Origin of the sequence: Streptomyces sp. H39-C1, from assembly GCF_027158125.1 — a bacterium.
GTDB classification, from domain to species: Bacteria; Actinomycetota; Actinomycetes; order Streptomycetales; family Streptomycetaceae; genus Actinacidiphila; species Actinacidiphila fildesensis.
Genome location: NZ_JAPVLS010000136.1, coordinates 1 through 16652, shown reverse-complemented (window position 1 = coordinate 16652; position 16652 = coordinate 1). Strand labels below are relative to the sequence as shown.

The 16652-nt window shown below is 73.7% G+C and carries 12 protein-coding genes and 3 pseudogenes; 9 read left to right on the top strand and 6 right to left on the bottom strand.

Annotated elements, in window-relative coordinates; translation table 11 throughout:
* Positions 1 to 339: pseudogene (locus O3W51_RS44455) on the bottom strand (EamA/RhaT family transporter); the annotation flags it as partial.
* Positions 340 to 385: 46 nt separating this feature from the next.
* Here O3W51_RS44455 and pdxR point away from each other — a divergent pair.
* Together pdxR and O3W51_RS44445 are read left to right on the top strand one after the other, a co-directional pair.
* Positions 386 to 1834, top strand: a complete 1449-nt coding sequence (gene pdxR / locus O3W51_RS44450) for a MocR-like pyridoxine biosynthesis transcription factor PdxR (protein ID WP_138357213.1) — start codon at positions 386 to 388, stop codon at positions 1832 to 1834.
* 145 nt (positions 1835 to 1979) lie between these two features.
* A pseudogene (locus O3W51_RS44445) lies at positions 1980 to 3352 on the top strand (MFS transporter).
* 16 nt (positions 3353 to 3368) lie between these two features.
* Here O3W51_RS44445 and O3W51_RS44440 read toward each other — a convergent pair.
* Both O3W51_RS44440 and O3W51_RS44435 read right to left on the bottom strand, forming a co-directional pair.
* Positions 3369 to 3779, bottom strand: a complete 411-nt coding sequence (locus tag O3W51_RS44440; RefSeq protein ID WP_138357215.1) for a VOC family protein — start codon at positions 3777 to 3779, stop codon at positions 3369 to 3371.
* Between the two features lie 1541 nt (positions 3780 to 5320).
* A pseudogene (locus O3W51_RS44435) lies at positions 5321 to 6313 on the bottom strand (HSP90 family protein); the annotation flags it as partial.
* A 184-nt stretch (positions 6314 to 6497) separates the two neighbouring features.
* Between O3W51_RS44435 and O3W51_RS44430 the strand changes: the two are divergent.
* Together O3W51_RS44430 and O3W51_RS44425 are read left to right on the top strand one after the other, a co-directional pair.
* A complete protein-coding gene (locus tag O3W51_RS44430; protein WP_232485509.1) occupies positions 6498 to 8123 on the top strand; it encodes an alkaline phosphatase D family protein in 1626 nt (541 codons plus the stop codon).
* A gap of 167 nt (positions 8124 to 8290) precedes the next feature.
* Positions 8291 to 9634, top strand: coding sequence for a GNAT family N-acetyltransferase (locus tag O3W51_RS44425; protein ID WP_269289501.1), 1344 nt, complete (start codon positions 8291 to 8293; stop codon positions 9632 to 9634).
* Here O3W51_RS44425 and O3W51_RS44420 read toward each other — a convergent pair.
* Entirely contained in the window at positions 9618 to 10790 is a 1173-nt protein-coding gene (locus O3W51_RS44420; protein WP_138357219.1) for a trans-sulfuration enzyme family protein, read from the bottom strand. The two genes, O3W51_RS44425 and O3W51_RS44420, sit on opposite strands and share 17 nt — an antisense overlap.
* A 59-nt stretch (positions 10791 to 10849) precedes the next feature.
* Between O3W51_RS44420 and O3W51_RS44415 the strand changes: the two genes are divergently transcribed.
* The 4 genes from O3W51_RS44415 (at position 10850) to O3W51_RS44400 (ending at position 14708) form a co-directional block, all read left to right on the top strand.
* Entirely contained in the window at positions 10850 to 11332 is a 483-nt protein-coding gene (locus O3W51_RS44415) for an Lrp/AsnC family transcriptional regulator (RefSeq protein WP_269289498.1), read from the top strand.
* 112 nt (positions 11333 to 11444) lie between these two features.
* A complete protein-coding gene (locus O3W51_RS44410) occupies positions 11445 to 13130 on the top strand; it encodes a DUF885 domain-containing protein (protein WP_164299441.1) in 1686 nt (561 codons plus the stop codon).
* A 131-nt stretch (positions 13131 to 13261) separates the two neighbouring features.
* Positions 13262 to 14209, top strand: a complete 948-nt coding sequence (locus O3W51_RS44405) for an ATP-grasp domain-containing protein (protein ID WP_269289494.1) — start codon at positions 13262 to 13264, stop codon at positions 14207 to 14209.
* Positions 14184 to 14708, top strand: a complete 525-nt coding sequence (locus O3W51_RS44400; protein WP_269289492.1) for a GNAT family N-acetyltransferase — start codon at positions 14184 to 14186, stop codon at positions 14706 to 14708. Before O3W51_RS44405 ends, O3W51_RS44400 begins: the two co-directional genes overlap by 26 nt.
* 66 nt (positions 14709 to 14774) lie before the next feature.
* Here the strand turns inward: O3W51_RS44400 and O3W51_RS44395 are convergent, their stop codons facing one another.
* A complete protein-coding gene (locus O3W51_RS44395) occupies positions 14775 to 15254 on the bottom strand; it encodes a rhodanese-like domain-containing protein (RefSeq protein WP_269289491.1) in 480 nt (159 codons plus the stop codon).
* A gap of 94 nt (positions 15255 to 15348) precedes the next feature.
* Here O3W51_RS44395 and O3W51_RS44390 point away from each other — a divergent pair, with 94 nt between their 5' ends.
* Positions 15349 to 15795 (top strand): Lrp/AsnC family transcriptional regulator, encoded by a 447-nt coding sequence (locus O3W51_RS44390; protein WP_138357223.1) that lies wholly within the window; start codon positions 15349 to 15351, stop codon positions 15793 to 15795.
* Here O3W51_RS44390 and O3W51_RS44385 read toward each other — a convergent pair.
* A partial coding sequence (locus O3W51_RS44385) for an SbcC/MukB-like Walker B domain-containing protein (protein ID WP_269289487.1) occupies positions 15785 to 16652 on the bottom strand: 868 nt, incomplete at its 5' end. The genes O3W51_RS44390 and O3W51_RS44385 overlap by 11 nt on opposite strands.

Here is a 16652-nt window from a genome sequence, read left to right as displayed (position 1 = left end):
CCCGACGCTCGGCGCGCCGCCCACCCCGCCGCCGGGCACCGCGGGTTCCGCGCTGCCCTCGGCGGCGAGCACCGCGAGGTTGAAGCCGACCATGCCGGTCGCGGCGAGCACCGCGAGCCGCAGCCACTGCCGCCCGGTGAGCGCACGCAGCCGGACGGCCGTGTCACTGGTGCTTCTGAGCGTGAGCAGGGCGAGCAGTACGAAGGCGATGCCGTACCGCAGCGCCTGGCCTCCGGCGTGCGGGTAGTCGACGAGTGCGCCGTTGGCGGTGAAGGAGCCGCCGACCAGGACACAGGCGAGGGCGGCCAGGAGCGCTCCACGGCGCTGGAATGAGTTCATGCGATGACGCTATGAAGAGAACCGGTCCGGATTAAGGTCCAATCCCATGGCAGCTTCGAGGACCACTTCCGACGACGGCGACGGTGACGGAGCGGGCGGGACCGCCGCCTGGGAGCTGCTGCTCCCTTCGGCGGCCGCCCCGGCGCGCAGCCGTGGCCGCGCGCTGCAGGGGGCGCTGCGCGACGCGGTGCGGTCGGGCCGGCTGACGCCCGGCACCCAACTGCCGTCGAGCCGGGAGCTGGCCGCCGATCTGCGGGTGTCGCGCGGGCTGGTGACGGACGCGTACACGCAGCTGACCGCGGAGGGGTATCTGAGCGGCCGGCAGGGCTCCGGGACGTGGGTGACCAGTGCGTGCGCGGGTCCCGTGGCGCCCGCCCCCGGACCGTTCGCGGCGGACGACCGGGGCGGCCCCACGGACTTCCGGCCGGGGCTGCCGGATCTGTCGCTCTTCCCGCGCGCCGCCTGGTCGGCCGCCCACCGCAGGGTGCTGACGCGGCTGCCGCACCGGGCGTTCGGCTACCCCGATCCCCGCGGGCTGCCCGAACTGCGGGCCGCGCTCACCGATCTGCTGGCCCGCCGCCGTGGGGTCGCGGTGGAACCGGACCGGGTCGTGGTGTGCTCCGGGGTGGCGCAGGCGCACACCCTGATCGGCCTGGTCCTGCGGGACCGCGGGGAGCGCCGGGTGGCGGTGGAGGATCCGGGCAGCCCCGAACACACGGCGCTGTTCGCGGCGGCGGGGCTGGCGGCAGTGCCGGTGCCGGTGGACTGTGACGGCCTGGACCCGGCGGCGCTGGCCGCCACCGGGGTGCGGGCGGCCGTGGTCACCCCGGCCCACCAGTTCCCTTCGGGGGTGGCGTACACGGCCCGGCGGCGCGGTGAACTCGCCGACTGGGCCCGGGAGAGCGGCGGACTGCTGATCGAGGACGACTACGACGGGGACTTCCGCTACGACCGGGCGCCCGTCGGCGCCCTCCAGGGCCTGGCCCCCGGCCGGGTCGCCTACACCGGATCCGTCAGCAAATCGCTGGCTCCCGGACTGCGGCTGGGCTGGCTGGTCGCACCGGCGGAGCTCGCGGCCGAGGTCGCGGCACGCAAGCGGACGATGGACCTCGGCAATCCGGTGACCGAGCAGGCCGTCCTGGCGGAGTTCATCTCCGGCGGCCACTACGACCGGCAGTTGCGGCGCTGCCAGCGCCTGTACCGCATCCGCCGCAACACCCTGGCCGAGGCGCTGGAACGGCACTTCCCCGGGGCGCGGGTCAGCGGCATCGCGGCCGGACTGCATGTGATCGCGGCCCTGCCCGCGCGCTACGGACCCGAGCCGCGCTTCCTGGCGGCGGCCGCGGCGGCGGGTGTCGCGGTACGGCCGCTGTCCGACTACACCGTGCGCGGCGGCGGTGCGGACGACGGCCGGGTGCGCCTCGTCATGGGGTACGCGCACCTGTCGCCGGCGGACATCGAACGGTCGGTCGCCCTGCTGGCCGGGGGGCTTTGATCTCGAATCGGCAACGGCAGGTTTAACTTCTCGATACCCCCCTCTGTCGCAGTCGTCCCACTTGATAGATATGACGCAGCGCGTTCCTGTCGGTCGATAGGCGCTCCACCCCCTTTTGGCCTTCGTCCTGTTGAGAGGTACGCCCATGCCTCCGCGCCCCCGCGCGGCGGTCCTGCCCCTGGTCGCGGTCTTCGCCGCCGGGTATCTCGCCGCCTATCTGCTGCCCACCATCGTCGGGCACCTCGGTTCTCCCCCGGTGGCCTCGGCCTGAGCAGCGCCCATGCGGGCGCTGTCGGCAGCGCACTGCTGCTCTCGTCGGCCGGTGCCGGACTGACCCTCGCCTCCCGCGTGGACCGCCTGGGGCCCGTCCGCCTCGCCCGCGCCGGCCTGCTGCTCATGGTGGCGGGCTTCGCCCTCGCCGCCGGCACGTCCCACGTTCCGCTGGTGGTCGCCGGCTGCGTCATCGGCGGCTTCGGCTCCGGGACGGCGACCGCGGTCGCCGCCGTCGGGATCGCCGCCCGCCAGGACCCGCACCGCGCCTCGGTACTGGGCCTGTTGACCACCTCGGCGACGGCCGGCGCGCTGTACCTGGTGCTGCCGCGACTCGGTGGCGGCCACGCGCTGCCGTTCGCCGCCATCGCCTGCGCCGCCGCGCTGGCGCTGCCCGCGGCCGGGCGGCTGCCGGCCGCACCGGACCGGGTGGCGTCACCGCGCCCCGACGCCGGCGTCCCGGCCCGGCTGCCGCACCGCCGCGCCGGCGCCGTGCTGGCCGTCGCCATGCTGTGCTGGTCGATGGCGCAGAACGCCCTGTGGGGCGTGAGCGGACGCATCGGCCTCGACCGGGCCGGACTCTCCGAGGCCGCGCTCGGCCTGGTCTTCGCCGTCGCCCTCGGTGGCGGTCTGGCCGGGGTCGGCGCGGCGGGCGCGCTCGGCTCCCGGCTCGGCCGCGCCGTCCCGATCGGTGTGGGCACCGCGGTCATCGCCACCTGTGTCGCGGTGAGCGCCTCGGCCGGCGGAGCCGTGCCGTTCGCGACCGGCGAGGTGCTCTGGAACACCGTCTACCCCGTGGTGCTCTCCTACCTGATCGGCCTGGCCGCCTCACTCGACGGGCAGGGCCGCTGGGCCGTGCTGGCCGGTTCCGCCTCCAACCTCGGCGTCGCGTGCGGACCGCTGGCCGGGACGCTGCTCGCCGGTCATGCCGGCTACCCGGTCATGGGCGCCGTACTGGCCTGCGTGCTGTTCGCCACCGCCGTGCCGCTCACCGCGGTCGCACTGCACAGCGGCGGCCGCGTCCTGCTGCCGGGCACCGTCCGTCGGCGCGGCGGCGCGGCCGCGGCGGCTGTCGCGGGCGCGGCCGGCGCCCCTGCGGGGGCCGTGCCAGAACTGGGCGGCACCGAACTGGTGGTGACCGATATCGAGGTCGCCCCGATGCCCGTGCCGGAAGCGGTACTCGTCCCGCCGGCGGCCGCGCCACCGGCCCTCCGCGAGGAACCGGCGGCGCAGCTCACCTCGGTCTAGCGCACGGCCGTGCGCGTCAGGAGTTGGACCACTGGCGGGTCGACAGGACCAGGCGGTAGCCGTCCGCGTCCTCGATCGTGACGCCCCACTGGTCCCAGTACGGGTTGTGCGCGGGCACGCGGGTGCCGCCGTGCTCCAGCAGGCGGGCGAGGAGGTCGGCCGAGACCTCGCCGTCGAGGTAGACGACGAGCAGGTCCTCGGCCGTCGGCCGGGGCTCGACCGGCTGTCCGGGGTCGTGCACCAGCTCCAGGTGCCAGGCCGCGTCCGGCCAGCCGGCCATCAGCAGGGAGTGGTCGCCGGGGGTGCCGTCCCCTTCATGGCGGTAGAGCACATCGAGGCCGAGACCGCCGATCCAGAAGCGTTCGGCCGCCGCCAGATCCTTCGACGGCCGCGCGATGCGGACGTGTGCCGTGCCGTTGGCTGCCATGAAACCCCCTGCCCTGGGGCCGCCACCCGCGGCGACCCGATATCGAGGAACCTACCGGGCCGTTGATCATCCGCGCGATCGGCCCCGGGCCCAAGGGATCAGGGAGCGGGATCCGCGTCCGGCTGCTTCGTGCGGTCGAGGACGGACCCGGCTTCGGCACGCCGCCGTTCGGCCGTCTCGCCCTCCTCGTCGCCGTAGTCGGCGAGCACCGCCCGCGCCCGGTCCGCGGCGGCGTCGGGCCGGCCGAGGTCGGCCTCGATCCAGGCCGCGACCAGCTGTGCGGCGGAGCGGCCGTCGCGGGACCCGTAGGTCGCGGCGGCCCGCCCGGTGTGCACGAGTGCCTCCTCGTAGGCCGCGCGGGCGGAGCCGTCGGTGTCCGTGTCCCCGGGTTCGGCGGGGCAGCCGCGGGCCAGGAGTTGGCCGGTCTGGAGGTGGGTGTCGGCGAGGTCGGCCCGCAGCATGTCCCGCTCGTGCTCGTCGGTGGCCGCGGCGAGCGCAGCGGCGGCGGTCTCTGCGGCGGACTCCATCGCCCGGCGGGCGGCGGGCAGCCCCGGCCGGCCCTCGCGCAGCTCGATCCACGCGCGGGCGCGCAGTGCGCGCACCACCAACGGGGTCCGCCCGAGGGCGCGCCACAGCTGTTCCGCGCGCTCGTACGCTTGGACGGCCTGGTCGTCGAGCCCGGCGCGGTTGAGGGCGTCGGCGGCGAGGTGGGCGAGATTCGCGTGGTCCTGCTGTTCCTCCCAGTCCTTGGCGATCTCCGCGGCGAGCAGGAACTGCTCGGCGGCCGCGCGGGGTTCGTCCAGCTGCAGCAGGCATTCGCCCAGCCACCACCGGGCCTGAACGACCCGGCCCTCGTGGTGCGCCGCGCGCAGGTCGGGCAGCGCGGTCTCCAGGACGGCGGCCGCTTCGGCGGCGCGGCCGAGGCGGTTCAGCGCCCCACCGAGCACGAGCCGGGCCCAGCCGCCGGTGTCGTCGCCGTCCCCCGCCTCGTCGGCCCAGTGCGCGCCTTCCAGCGCGTGGTCGGCGGCCTCGTCGTCCTGGCCGGTGTCGGCGAGCGCCTGGGCGAGGACGGTGTGCAGATGGGCGTGGTGCGCGGGGGTGAGGAACTCGGTGCCGAGGTCGAGCGCGGAGCGGGCCGCGCGGGCGGCGGTGTGCGGATCGCCGTGGTTCAGGGCGAGCTCGGAGAGCATCGCCTCGCCCTCGACGGCGAGCCAGGGGCGTCCGGCCTCCTGGTGCAGTGCGGAGGCCCGGGTGAACGCCTCGGCCGCGCCCCGGACATCGCCGCGGCCGGCGACGAGCCGGCCGAGCAGGCAGGTCGCGTCGGCGATCCGGCCGAGGACGCGGTCCTCGTCACGGTGGGCCTCGGCCAGGACCAGGATGTCGGAGACCTCGGCCTCCACGGCGGCCGCGGCCGCCTGGGGGTCGGCGGCCTGTCCGACCGTTCCCAGCCTGATCCGGGCGCGCAACAGGAGCGCGCCGGTGAGCTGGCGGGTGGTGGCCCGCTCCTTGGCGTGCAGCTCCCTGAGCTGTTCGCAGGCGGCGTCGGCCGCGGCGAGGGCGGGCCGCACGGTTCCGGCGAGCGCCATGGCGTAGGCGGCGCGGCCGCGGCTCTCGCGGGACGCGGTGGGGCGCAGGCTGTCGGTGTCGATGACGCACCGGACGAAGAACGCCCAGTCCGGCAGCAGGTCGTCCGCCCGTTCGGTGAGCAGCATGCCCTTGAGGTGGACGCGGTGGCCCGCGCGCCGGGCGGGGCTGACGGCCTCCGGCAGCACGTAGGCGACACCGCGGACGCCGGCGAGCGGCACGTCCAGGTCGATGGCGTCCAGCGGGTTGAAGCCGAACTGCTCGTGGCAGTGCCGGGCCAGCGCGATCCGCCGGGCGGCCGGGCTGGAGTGCGGGCGTTCCCACACCGCGGGCAGATCGGTGACCGGTTCGTCCCCGACGCGGACGTCGTAGGGCAGCAGCGAGCCGAAGTCCCGGGCGAGGGCGATGACGCGGGCGGGTTCCAGCCACTCGGCGGCTCCGGGCCGGGCGCTGAGGTACACCGTGGTGCCGGGTTCGGTGCGCGCGTCCGACGGCAGGGTGCGGACGGTGTAGGAGCCGTCGTCGCGGGCCGTCCACTCCACCGGCGGGGCGTCGGGGGTGCGGGCGGAACGGCTGACGACGCGGATCTCCCCGGCGACGACGAAGCACGCGAGCAGTCCGATGCCGAACTGGCCGAGGAATTCGGCGCGCGCCGACTCCAGGCCGTCGCGCTTGGAGCTGCGGCCGATGGTGGCCAGCAGGGTGTGGACGTCGCTCTCGGTGAGACCGATGCCGCTGTCCTCGACCCGCAGCCGGCCCTCCCCGGCGTACAGCCGCACCCGAGCGGGCGCGTCCGGCTGTTCGGCACGACGCGCCGTGATCGCGTCAACGGCGTTCTGCAGCAGTTCCCGCAGGTAGACCTTGGGGCTGGAGTAGAGGTGGTGGGAGAGCAGGTCCACCAGTCCGCGGAGATCGACCTGGAAGGTGTGCGGTATGTGATCAGCAGTCATCGTCTCAGCCGTACAGGGGATGAATTCCGGCCATCGTAGGGCGCTGCCCCGGTGTTGACCATGGGTTTCGGTGCGCGGTCCGGTCCGCCCCGGGCGCCGTGTTCACCGGCCGTTCGACCGGACGGCATCCGGGACCAGTAGGAACGGGGACGACGCAGGGGCAGCCGAGCAGCAGGAGTCGCACATGTCGCAGATGCCGAACACAGCACACCGGGAACAGGGTTCGCCGCAGTCGCGGCCTTCGGCCACCGGGGTGGACCGCCGGACGGTCCTCGGCGGCGGCCTGGCCGCGGCAGGAGCGCTGCTCGTTCCCGCCGTGACGGCGGCGCCCGCGCTGGCCCTGTCGGGACGGCCGGCCGCGCCGTGGGGTGTGCAGAGCGGCGATGTCACGGCCACGTCCGGTCTGGTGTGGGTACGGGCGGACCGGCCGGCCCGGATGGTCGTGGAGACGTCGGTCAGCGGCACCTTCCGCGACGCGCGCCGCTGGCAGGGCCCGCTGCTGGGTCCTGACACCGACTTCACCGGCACGACCTCGCTGCGTGGGCTGCCGTCCGGCGAACAGATCCATTACCGGGTGCTGCTGGCCGATCCGGACGGCCACCGGCGTACCGGCGCACCCATGGACGGCACCTTCCGCACCCCGTCGGCACGGCGCCGCGACGATGTGCGCTTCCTGTGGTCGGGAGACCTCGCCGGGCAGGGCTGGGGCATCAACCCGGACATCGGCGGCTACCGCATCTACGAGGCGATGGGCCGGCTCGACCCGGACTTCTTCCTGTGCAGCGGGGACAACATCTACGCCGACGGCCCGATCGCGCCCACCGCGGCGCTGCCCGACGGCCGGGTCTACCGCAACCTCACCACCCCGGAGAAGTCCAAGGTCGCCGAGACGCTCGCGGAGTTCCGCGGCGCCTTCCGCTACAACCTGCTCGACGACAAGCTGCGCGCCTTCAACGCCCGGGTGCCCTCGGTCATCCAGTGGGACGACCACGAGGTGCGCAACAACTGGTACCCGGGCGAGATCATGGACGACGCGCGGTACGCCCAGAAGAGCGTGGACGTGCTGGCGGCCCGCTCCCGTCGCGCGTTCTCCGAGTACTTCCCGATCTCGACGCTGCGGCCGAACGCCGACGGGCGCGTCCAGCGGGTGCAGCACCACGGCCCGCTGCTGGACGTCTTCGTGCTGGACATGCGCACCTACCGCAACGCCAACTCCCCCGACACCCAGACGCAGGACGAGCAGGGCATCCTCGGGCGGGCGCAGCTGGAGTGGCTGAAGCGGGAGCTGTCCCGGTCCCGCGCGGTGTGGAAGGTGATCGCCGCCGACATGCCGCTGGGCCTGGTGGTGCCGGACACCACGGAGGGCAAGCCGAACATCGAGGCGGTCGCGCAGGGCGATCCGGGTGCCCCGCTCGGACGTGAGTTGCAGATCGCCGAGCTGCTGCGGTTCGTCAAGCACCGGCGGATCACCGGCACGGTGTGGCTGACGGCCGATGTGCACCACACGTCCGCGCAGCACTACCAGCCGTCCCGCGCGGCGTTCACGGACTTCGCGCCGTTCTGGGAGTTCGTCTCCGGCCCACTGAACGCCGGCGCGTTCCCGGCCAGCGCACTGGACGGCACCTTCGGTCCCGAGCGGGTCTTCGTCAAGGCGCCCGAGCGCGCCAACGTCTCGCCCGCCGAGGGGTACCAGTTCTTCGGTCAGGTCGACATCGACGGGCAGTCGGGCGAGCTGACGGTGCGGCTGCGTGAGCAGGACGGCACGGTGCTGTTCACCAAGGTGCTGCAGCCCGGCCGCGTCGGCCAGTAGGGCACCCGGCCCGCCGCGTCCGCGGTTTTGCCGTCTGCCGGTCGCGGGACACCGCCCGGCAGGCGGCAAAACCGTTGAAAGCGCAAATTAACCACCAGGAATCACCCTTAACCCACCGGTCATAGAACGTTCGTGATCACGCAACACATGTTCGACATGGTGTTCTCATGCCTCAGCTGACTCCGTCGAACCCACGCCCCTCCCGCGCCCACCGCCACCACTGGCGGCGCGACCTGGTGGAACTCGCCGCCCTCTTCACCGCGGTGGCCACCGCGGACCTGGTGTCCAATGTGGTGGTGCACGGTCCGGAGGGGCCCGTCCTGCTGGCCGCCTCGGCCGTCGCACTGCTGGCGACGGCCGGATTCCACACATGGTGGGCACGCCGCCACAGTCATGCGCCCCCCGGACCGGCTCCGGCGGACCGGGCCGACGAACCGGGCCCGGCGACGCTGTGGCGGCTGCGCACCACGGTGCGCGACACCCCCGGCAGCCTGGGCTCGGTGTGCATGGCGCTGGCCGACGCCGGCGTCGACATCCTGACGCTGCAGACCCACCCGCTGGCCGACGGCACGGTCGACGAGTTCCTGCTCCGGGCACCTGGATCGGTACCGGCCCTCGCGCTGTCCCAGGTCGTCGGGGCGGCCGGCGGACGCGACACCTGGACGGAGCGGGCCGACGCCCACGACCTGGTGGACACCCCCACCAGGATGCTCACGCTCGCCACCCGCACCGCCCTGGACGCCGCGGAGCTGCCGCTCGCCCTGCGCCAGCTCTTCGGCCGGTGCCCGATCCGCTCGGTCCCGGCCGCGAAGGACGGCACCCCGGCACCGGAGGACTCCCTGACCGAGACCGTGATGACGCTGCGCGACCCGTCCGGCGGCACGATCACCGTCGAGCGGGCATACCTGCCGTTCACCCCGACCGAGTTCGCCAGGGCGCGGGCCCTGGTGGAACTCGACTCGCGGCTGGGCGTCCGGATGCCGGAGAGCAAGGACGTGCTGACGCTGCCGGAGGGCAACGAGATCACGATCCGCCGGGCCGGCCCCGAGGACCTGCCCGCGGCCCGCGCCATGCACGACCGCTGCTCCCCGGAGACGCTCGCGCAGCGCTATCACGGCCCGGTCCCCGACGCGGACCGCTATCTGAAGCACCTGCTCAGCCCGCGCTTCGGCCGGACGCTGGCCGTCGAGACGGCGTCGGGCCGGCTGGTCGCGCTGGCGCACCTGCTGTGGGACGGCGACGAGAACGAGGTCGCCCTGCTGGTCGAGGACGACTGGCAGCGCCGCGGCATCGGCGCGGAACTGCTGCGCAAGCTCGTCGGCCACGCCGTCGAGGCGGGCCGGGGCAGCGTCTACGCCGTGACGCAGGCGAACAACACCGGCATGGTGGCGACCATGCGCGATCTGGGACTCCCGCTGGACTACCAGGTCGAGGACGGCACGCTGGTGATCACCGCGACGCTGACACCGTCGGGCGTGCCGTCCTCGCCGAAGGTCACGAGCCGGAACTGACCGACTCGGCGAGGACCGAGGCCCGCAGCGCGCCGTCGAGGTCGCGCCACAGGTCCTCGACGTCCTCCAGGCCGACCGACATCCGCAGCAGCCGGTCACTGACGCCCGCCGCCCGGCGGTCCCGCTCGTCGACGACGCGGTGGCTGATCGAGGCCGGGTGCTGGATGAGGGTGTCGACACTGCCGAGGCTGACCGCCGGGGTGATCAGCCGGACCGCGGCGATCACCTCGTGCGGGTCGCCGTGCACCTCGAACGCGACCATGGCGCCGCCGATCCGCGGGTAGTGCACCGCCGCCACCCGCGGGTCGGCGGCCAGCCGCCCGGCGAGCACTTCGGCGCTCTGCGAGGCGGCGCGCATCCGTACCGGCAGCGTCGACAGCCCGCGCAGCAGCAGATAGCCGGCCAGCGGGTGCAGGACGCCGCCGGTGGCGAACCGGACCTTGCGCAGCAGCCGGGCGAACTCCTCGTCGCAGGCCACCACCCCGCCGAGCACATCGCCGTGACCGCCGAGGTACTTGGTCGCGCTGTGCAGCACGATGCTCGCGCCGAGCTCGGCGGGGCGCTGCAGCACCGGCGTCGCGAAGGTGTTGTCCGCGAGCAGCGGCACCGTTCCGCAGGCGTGCGCTATCGCCCGCAGGTCCAGTTCGGCGAGGGTCGGGTTGGCGGGGGTCTCGACCAGGACCAGCCCGGTGTCGGGCCGGATCGCTTCGGCGATGCCCGCCGGGTCCACCCAGGTCACCTCGGTGCCCAGCAGCCCGCCGGACAGCAGATGGTCACTGCACCCGTACAGCGGGCGGACCGCGACGACGTGCCGCAGGCCCAGGGAGCCGCGCGCCAGCAGGCAGGCGGTCAGGGCGGCCATGCCACTGGCGAAGGCGACCGCGTCGTCGGTGCCTTCGAGCCGGGCCAGGGCGGTCTCGAAGCGGCTGACGGTCGGATTGTCCAGCCGGCCGTAGACGGGCGGGCCCTCCAGCCGGGCGCCGGTGGCGGCGAACACATCGAGCCGGGCGGCCTCGCCCCGGCTGTCGTACGACGGGTACGTGGTCGACAGATCCAGGGGTACGGCGTGCACGCCGAGCCCGGCGAGGTCCTCGCGGCCGGCGTGCACCGCTTCGGTGGCCAGAGAACGAGGCGGTGCCACAGTGTGTTGTTCCATGCCCAGAGCCTGAACAATCGGCGCCCATCGGTGACCGCATCCCGTGCTACGTTCGGCCGATGACCGATTCCGTCACTTTGGATCCGATCGATCTCGAGATTCTCCGGGTCCTGCAGAACGATTCCCGGACCACCAACCGCGATCTCGCGACGGCGGTCGGCGTCGCACCGTCCACCTGTCTGGACCGCGTGGCACGGCTGCGCCGTACCGGAGTGATCCTCGGCCATGAACTGCGACTGGATCCCGCCAAGCTCGGACGCAGCCTCGAGGCGCTGCTGTCGGTGCAGGTACGGCCGCACCGCAGGGAGCTGATCAGCCCGTTCGTGGCCCGGATCCGCGCCCTCCCCGAGACGCGGGCGCTGTTCCACCTCACCGGCCCCGACGACTACCTCGTCCATGTCGCGGTGACCGGTACGTCCGATCTGCAGCGGCTGGTGATCGACGAGTTCACCTCGCGCCGCGAGGTCGCCCGGGTGGAGACCCGGCTGATCTTCCAGCAGTGGGACTGCGGCCCCCTGCTGCCGCCCGTCCCGGGCGCCTGACCGCCGGGCCGCGGGCTCTGGACGGCGGCGCCGGCAGCGCGGCCGCCCGCCGACAGGTACGTAGCCAAGAAGAATGATGACGCGGCGGGCCCGTTCGTACGAGGATGGCCGTATGTCCACGAATACCAGCAGCCCGCTGCCCCGCCAGGTGGCCGACGCGTACGTCGACCACCTCATCGAACTCGACCCGATCATGGGTACCTACCTCGGCATCGCGCAGAGCAATTCCTCTCTGCCCGACTACTCCCCCGCCGGGACGAGCGCCGTCGCCGACCTCGCCCGCACCACGCTGGACCTGCTGACCCAGGCCGAGGCGCAGCCGGGCGCGGACACCGACGCGGAGCGGCGCTGCGCCCGGCTGCTGCGCGAGCGGCTCAACGCCGAACTCGCCGTGCACGAGGCCGCGGAAGGGCTGCGCGCAGTCAGCAACATCCACTCACCGCTGCACTCGATGCGCGAGGTCTTCAGCGTCACCCCTGCCGAGACCACGGAGGACTGGACCGCGATCGCCGCCCGGCTGCGCGCCGTCCCGGCCGCGCTGGAGGGCTACCGCGCCTCGCTCGCCGAAGGCCTCGACCGCAAGCTCCCGGCCGGCCCCCTCCAGGTGACGACCGTCATCGGCCAGCTGACCGGCTGGATCGGCACCGACAGCAGCTACTTCGGGACGATTGCCGCGCCGGGCCCCGAGGAGCTGCGCGGTGAGCTCGACGCTGCCGCCGCCGGGGCCACCGAAGCCCTCGTGGCGCTGCGCGACTGGCTGCGCGACACCTACGCCCCGAGCGTCGAGGGCGCGCCGGAGACCGTCGGCCGCGAGCGCTACGCCCGCTGGTCGCGGTACTGGAACGGCACCGACCTCGATCTCGACGAGGCCTACGCGTACGGCTGGTCCGAGTACCACCGCATCCACGAGGAGATGAAGACCGAGGCCGAGAAGATCCTGCCGGGCGCGGCGACCCCTTGGGAGGCCCTGGCCCACCTGGAGGAGCACGGCACCCGCATCGAGGGCGTCGAGGAGGTCAGGACCTGGCTCCAGTCGCTGATGGACGAGGCCATCGAGGCTCTGGACGGCACGCACTTCGAGCTGGCCGACCGCGTCAAGCGCGTCGAGTCGCGGATCGCCCCGCCCGGCGGCGCCGCGGCCCCTTATTACCTGCAGCCGTCGGAGGATTTCTCCCGCCCGGGCACGACCTGGCTGCCGACGATGGGCCAGACCAGCTTCCCCGTCTACGACCTGGTCTCCACCTGGTACCACGAGGGCGTTCCCGGCCATCACCTGCAGCTCGCCCAGTGGACGCACGTCGCGGAATCCCTCTCCCGCTACCAGGCGACCGTCGGTCTGGTCAGCGCGAACTGCGAGGGCTGGGCGCTGTACGCCGAGCGCCTCATGGACGAGCTGGGCTTCCTCACCGACCCCGAGCGCCGGCTGGGCTACCTCGACGCGCAGATGATGCGCTCGACCCGCATCATCGTCGACATCGGTATGCACCTGGAGCTGGAGATCCCCGCCCACTCCCCGTTCCACCCCGGCGAGCGCTGGACGCCGGAGCTGGGCCGCGAGTTCTTCGGTCTGCACAGCGGCCGCCCCGCCGACTTCGTCGACAGCGAGCTGATCCGCTACCTGGGCATGCCCGGCCAGGCCATCGGCTACAAGCTCGGTGAGCGCGCCTGGCTGACCGGCCGCGAGGCCGCCCGCAAGGCCCACGGCGACGCCTTCGACGCCAAGGCCTGGCACATGGCCGCCCTCTCCCAGGGCTCCCTGGGCCTCGACGACCTGGTCACCGAGCTCTCGGCCCTGTAGGAACACCGCGGGGCCCCGGCCTCGCAAACGTTTCCGTGCGGGCGGCGGCGGATCTCCTCCGCAGCCGTCCGCACGGAGCCGCCTCGGGCGCCGCCGGATGTGGCCGTCCACGGCCGGTCTAGGCTGCCCGTATGGGGGCCACCATCATCTTCTGCGCGGATCCACTGAATCCGCGGCGACCGGACGCCCACTTCGCACCCGAGGCGCGGGCCGCGCGGGAACTGGGTCTGACCGTCGCGCTGCTCGACCATGACGCGCTGCTCGCCGGAGATCCGGCGGCTGCCGTCGCCCGGGTCCCGCGGGGCACCGGACCCGCGTGGTACCGCGGCTGGATGATCCCCGGGGACCACTACAGCAACCTGGCGCAGGCGCTCGACGCACGCGGCTGCACCCTGCTGACGGAACCGGACCGCTATCGCGCCGCGCATGAACTGCCCGGTTGGTACGGCACGTTCGAGGAGCTGACGCCGCGCAGCGTCTGGCTGCCCGTCGACGCCGGCCGGCCGCCGGACACGGCGGCGCTGGCCGCCCTCACCGCACCGCTGGGCGGCGGCCCCGGCATCGTGAAGGACTTCGTCAAGTCCCGCAAGCACGAGTGGGACGAGGCCTGTTACGTCCCCGACCTCGCGGACACCGAGCGGCTCGCGGCCGTCACCGCCTGCTTCGTCGAGCGGCAGGGCGACTTCCTCGCGGGCGGTGTCGTCGTCCGGGCCTTCGAGGAGTTCACGGACACCGGTGAGGCACGGGTGTGGTGGCTGGACGCGCAACCGGTCCTCGTCACCGCGCACCCCGACAGCCCGCAACTCCGCCCACGGCCGGCACTGGACCGGGTACAGCCGCTGGTGGCCGCCCTCGGCTGCCGCTTCGTCACCACCGACCTCGCACTGCGGGCCGACGGGCAGTGGCGGGTGATCGAGGTCGGGGACGGCCAGGTCAGCGATCTGCCGCCGGACGCGGACCCTGGGGCTCTGGCCGGAAAACTCGCCTCCGTGCGAGGGCCCCGAGGGATACTCTGCAGATCCTTTGCCTTCTCCGACAGGACGGTCCCGATCCATGACCCTGCGCACCTCCCACCATGACGGCCGACAGGTGCTCGAATCCGGCCGGGTGACCCTGCGCGAACAGCTGCCCGCCGACTGCGCACAGCTGGCCGAGGGCAAGGCCGCCGAGCTCGTCTGGATCGACGGCATACCCGGCGAGGGCACGACAAGCGCCGCCGGGATGACGGTCCAGGCGGACGCGGCCGGAGTGTTCCAGCCCGGCTGGGGAGTGTTCGCGATCCAGCGGTCCGAGGACGGCATGGCGATCGGCGGCATCGGCTTCCACGGCCCGCCCACCGACGGCGTCGCCGAGATCGGCTACGACCTCTCGATCTCCGCCCGCGGCGCCGGCTGGGCCACCGACGCCCTGCTGGCCCTCGCGGAATGGGCCCTCACCCGCCCCGGCGTCCGCGTCCTCCTCGCCACCACCGAACCGGACAACATCCCGTCCCAACGGGTCCTGGAACGAGCGGGTTTCACTCGCGTGCCGGACCACGGGAACCTGCACGCGTTCGAACTGGTCGGCCCGGCGGTCTGACCGGCCCCATCCTGCGCACGTCCGCAGCGACGACCCCGACACGTCCGGCGATCGCCGCACGGCCGGTCAGCAGCCGCAGGTGTCGGCGCCGGTCGGGGCGGTGAGGGGGTCCGCTTCGTGGCGGGCTTCGCCCTCGAAGGTCTCGAAGGCGTAGCCCTCGCGGATCCAGTACTCCATGCCGCCGAGCATCTCCTTGACCCGGTAGCCGAGGGTTGCCAGGGCGTGGGCGGCGCGGGTCGCGCCGTTGCAGCCGGGGCCCCAGCAGTACACGACGACCGGGACCGAGCGGTCCAGGAACTCCGCGGCGAGCTGCGGGATCTGGGCGGTCGGGAGGTGGACGGCGCCCGGTACGTGGCCCTGGTCCCAGGATTCGGTGCTGCGGGAGTCGACGACCACGAATCCGGGGTGCTCGGCCCGCAGACCGGCCGCGACGTCGGAGACGTCGGCGTGGAAGGCGAGGCCGGCGGCGAAGTAGGCGGCCGCGTCGGCGGGGGCGGCCGGGGGGACGCGGAGGACGGGGTTCTCGGAAACGATCAGCTGAGTCATGGCTGGAAATCTACGGAACCCGGGCGGGACCGTGAAGTGAGATTCCCCGGTGGTTTTCTTGCACGGCCGGGATTTCCCCTGCTATTCATCGGTCATGACCAGTGAATCCCTCGACGCCACCGACTGGCGCATCCTGGAAGCCCTGCAGCGCGACGGCCGGGCCAGTTACGCCGAGCTGGCGCGGGCGGTCGCGATGTCGCCCAGCGCGGTGACCGAGCGGGTCCGCCGGCTGGAGGAGTCCGGGGTGATCACCGGTTATTCGGCGGTCATCGACCACGACCGGGTCGGTCTGCCCATCCTGGCCCTGGTGCGGCTGCGCTATCCGACCGGCAACTACAAGCCGTTCCACGACCTGCTGGCGTCGACGCCGGAGATCCTGGAGGCGCACCACGTCACGGGCGACGACTGCTTCGTCATGAAGGTGGCGGCCCGCTCGATGCGGCATCTGGAGGAGACCGCCGGCCGGATCTCAGGCCTCGGATCGGTCACCACCAGCATCGTCTACTCCTCGCCGCTGTCCCGCCGCCCGCTCACGTTGTGACGGGGGTGACGGCGCCGCGAGCGGTACCGCGCCCGGACGGGCCCTGGGCGACCGTGGAGCCCGACTGTCCCTTGACGACGCGCAGTTGGGCGGGGATGCGCTGCCGCAGATCGGCGACGTGGCTGACGATGCCGACGGCGCGGTCCCGTTCCCGCAGCGCGTCCAGGACGTCCAGCACCTCGTCCAGGGTCTGCTCGTCGAGGCTGCCGAAGCCCTCGTCGATGAAGAGGGTGTCCAGCCGGGTGCCGCCCGCCTCGTCGGTGACGACGTCCGCGAGGCCGAGCGCCAGCGCCAGGGAGGCGGAGAAGGTCTCGCCCCCCGACAGGGTCGCGGTGTCGCGCTCGGTGCCCGTCCAGGCGTCGACGGCCATCAGGCCCAGCCCGGACCGGGAGCGGCCCGCGCTCCTGGCGTCGCTGTGGACGAGGGTGTAGCGCCCCGACGACATGCGCTGCAGCCGGACGCTGGCTGCCGCGGCGACCTGTTCCAGCCGGGCGGCCAGCACGTAGGTCTCCAGTTCCATCTTCAGCTGGTTCTCGGTGGAGGTGCCGGCCGACAGGTCCGCCAGCCGCCGGATGCGGGCGTACTCGGCGCGGGCCGGGGCGAGTTCAGCGGCCTTCGCGGCGGCCTGCGCCCCGAGCCGGTCGAGGTCGGCGCCGCGCGTCTGCGCGGCGGCGTGCGCGGCGGCCGCCTCCCGCAGCCGGGCGGTCGTGGCGTCGACGGCCGCCCGCGCCCGCGCGGGATCGGCGGCCGGCAGTGCGGCGGCGGCCGCGAGTCCGGGCGCCGCCAGATCGGCGGTGACGGCGGCCTCCTCGTCGCGCCACTGCGCCACGAGGTGCTCCAGCCGCAGCCGCCGGTCG

What these genes read in the sequence shown, in the direction of transcription:
- pdxR (WP_138357213.1), top strand. Translation starts at nt 386, where the DNA reads ATGGCAGCTTCGAGGACCACTTCCGACGACGGCGACGGTGACGGAGCG.
- O3W51_RS44440 (WP_138357215.1), bottom strand. Translation starts at nt 3,779, where the DNA reads ATGGCAGCCAACGGCACGGCACACGTCCGCATCGCGCGGCCGTCGAAG.
- O3W51_RS44430 (WP_232485509.1), top strand. Translation starts at nt 6,498, where the DNA reads ATGTCGCAGATGCCGAACACAGCACACCGGGAACAGGGTTCGCCGCAG.
- O3W51_RS44425 (WP_269289501.1), top strand. Translation starts at nt 8,291, where the DNA reads ATGCCTCAGCTGACTCCGTCGAACCCACGCCCCTCCCGCGCCCACCGC.
- O3W51_RS44420 (WP_138357219.1), bottom strand. Translation starts at nt 10,790, where the DNA reads ATGGAACAACACACTGTGGCACCGCCTCGTTCTCTGGCCACCGAAGCG.
- O3W51_RS44415 (WP_269289498.1), top strand. Translation starts at nt 10,850, where the DNA reads ATGACCGATTCCGTCACTTTGGATCCGATCGATCTCGAGATTCTCCGG.
- O3W51_RS44410 (WP_164299441.1), top strand. Translation starts at nt 11,445, where the DNA reads ATGTCCACGAATACCAGCAGCCCGCTGCCCCGCCAGGTGGCCGACGCG.
- O3W51_RS44405 (WP_269289494.1), top strand. Translation starts at nt 13,262, where the DNA reads ATGGGGGCCACCATCATCTTCTGCGCGGATCCACTGAATCCGCGGCGA.
- O3W51_RS44400 (WP_269289492.1), top strand. Translation starts at nt 14,184, where the DNA reads ATGACCCTGCGCACCTCCCACCATGACGGCCGACAGGTGCTCGAATCC.
- O3W51_RS44395 (WP_269289491.1), bottom strand. Translation starts at nt 15,254, where the DNA reads ATGACTCAGCTGATCGTTTCCGAGAACCCCGTCCTCCGCGTCCCCCCG.
- O3W51_RS44390 (WP_138357223.1), top strand. Translation starts at nt 15,349, where the DNA reads ATGACCAGTGAATCCCTCGACGCCACCGACTGGCGCATCCTGGAAGCC.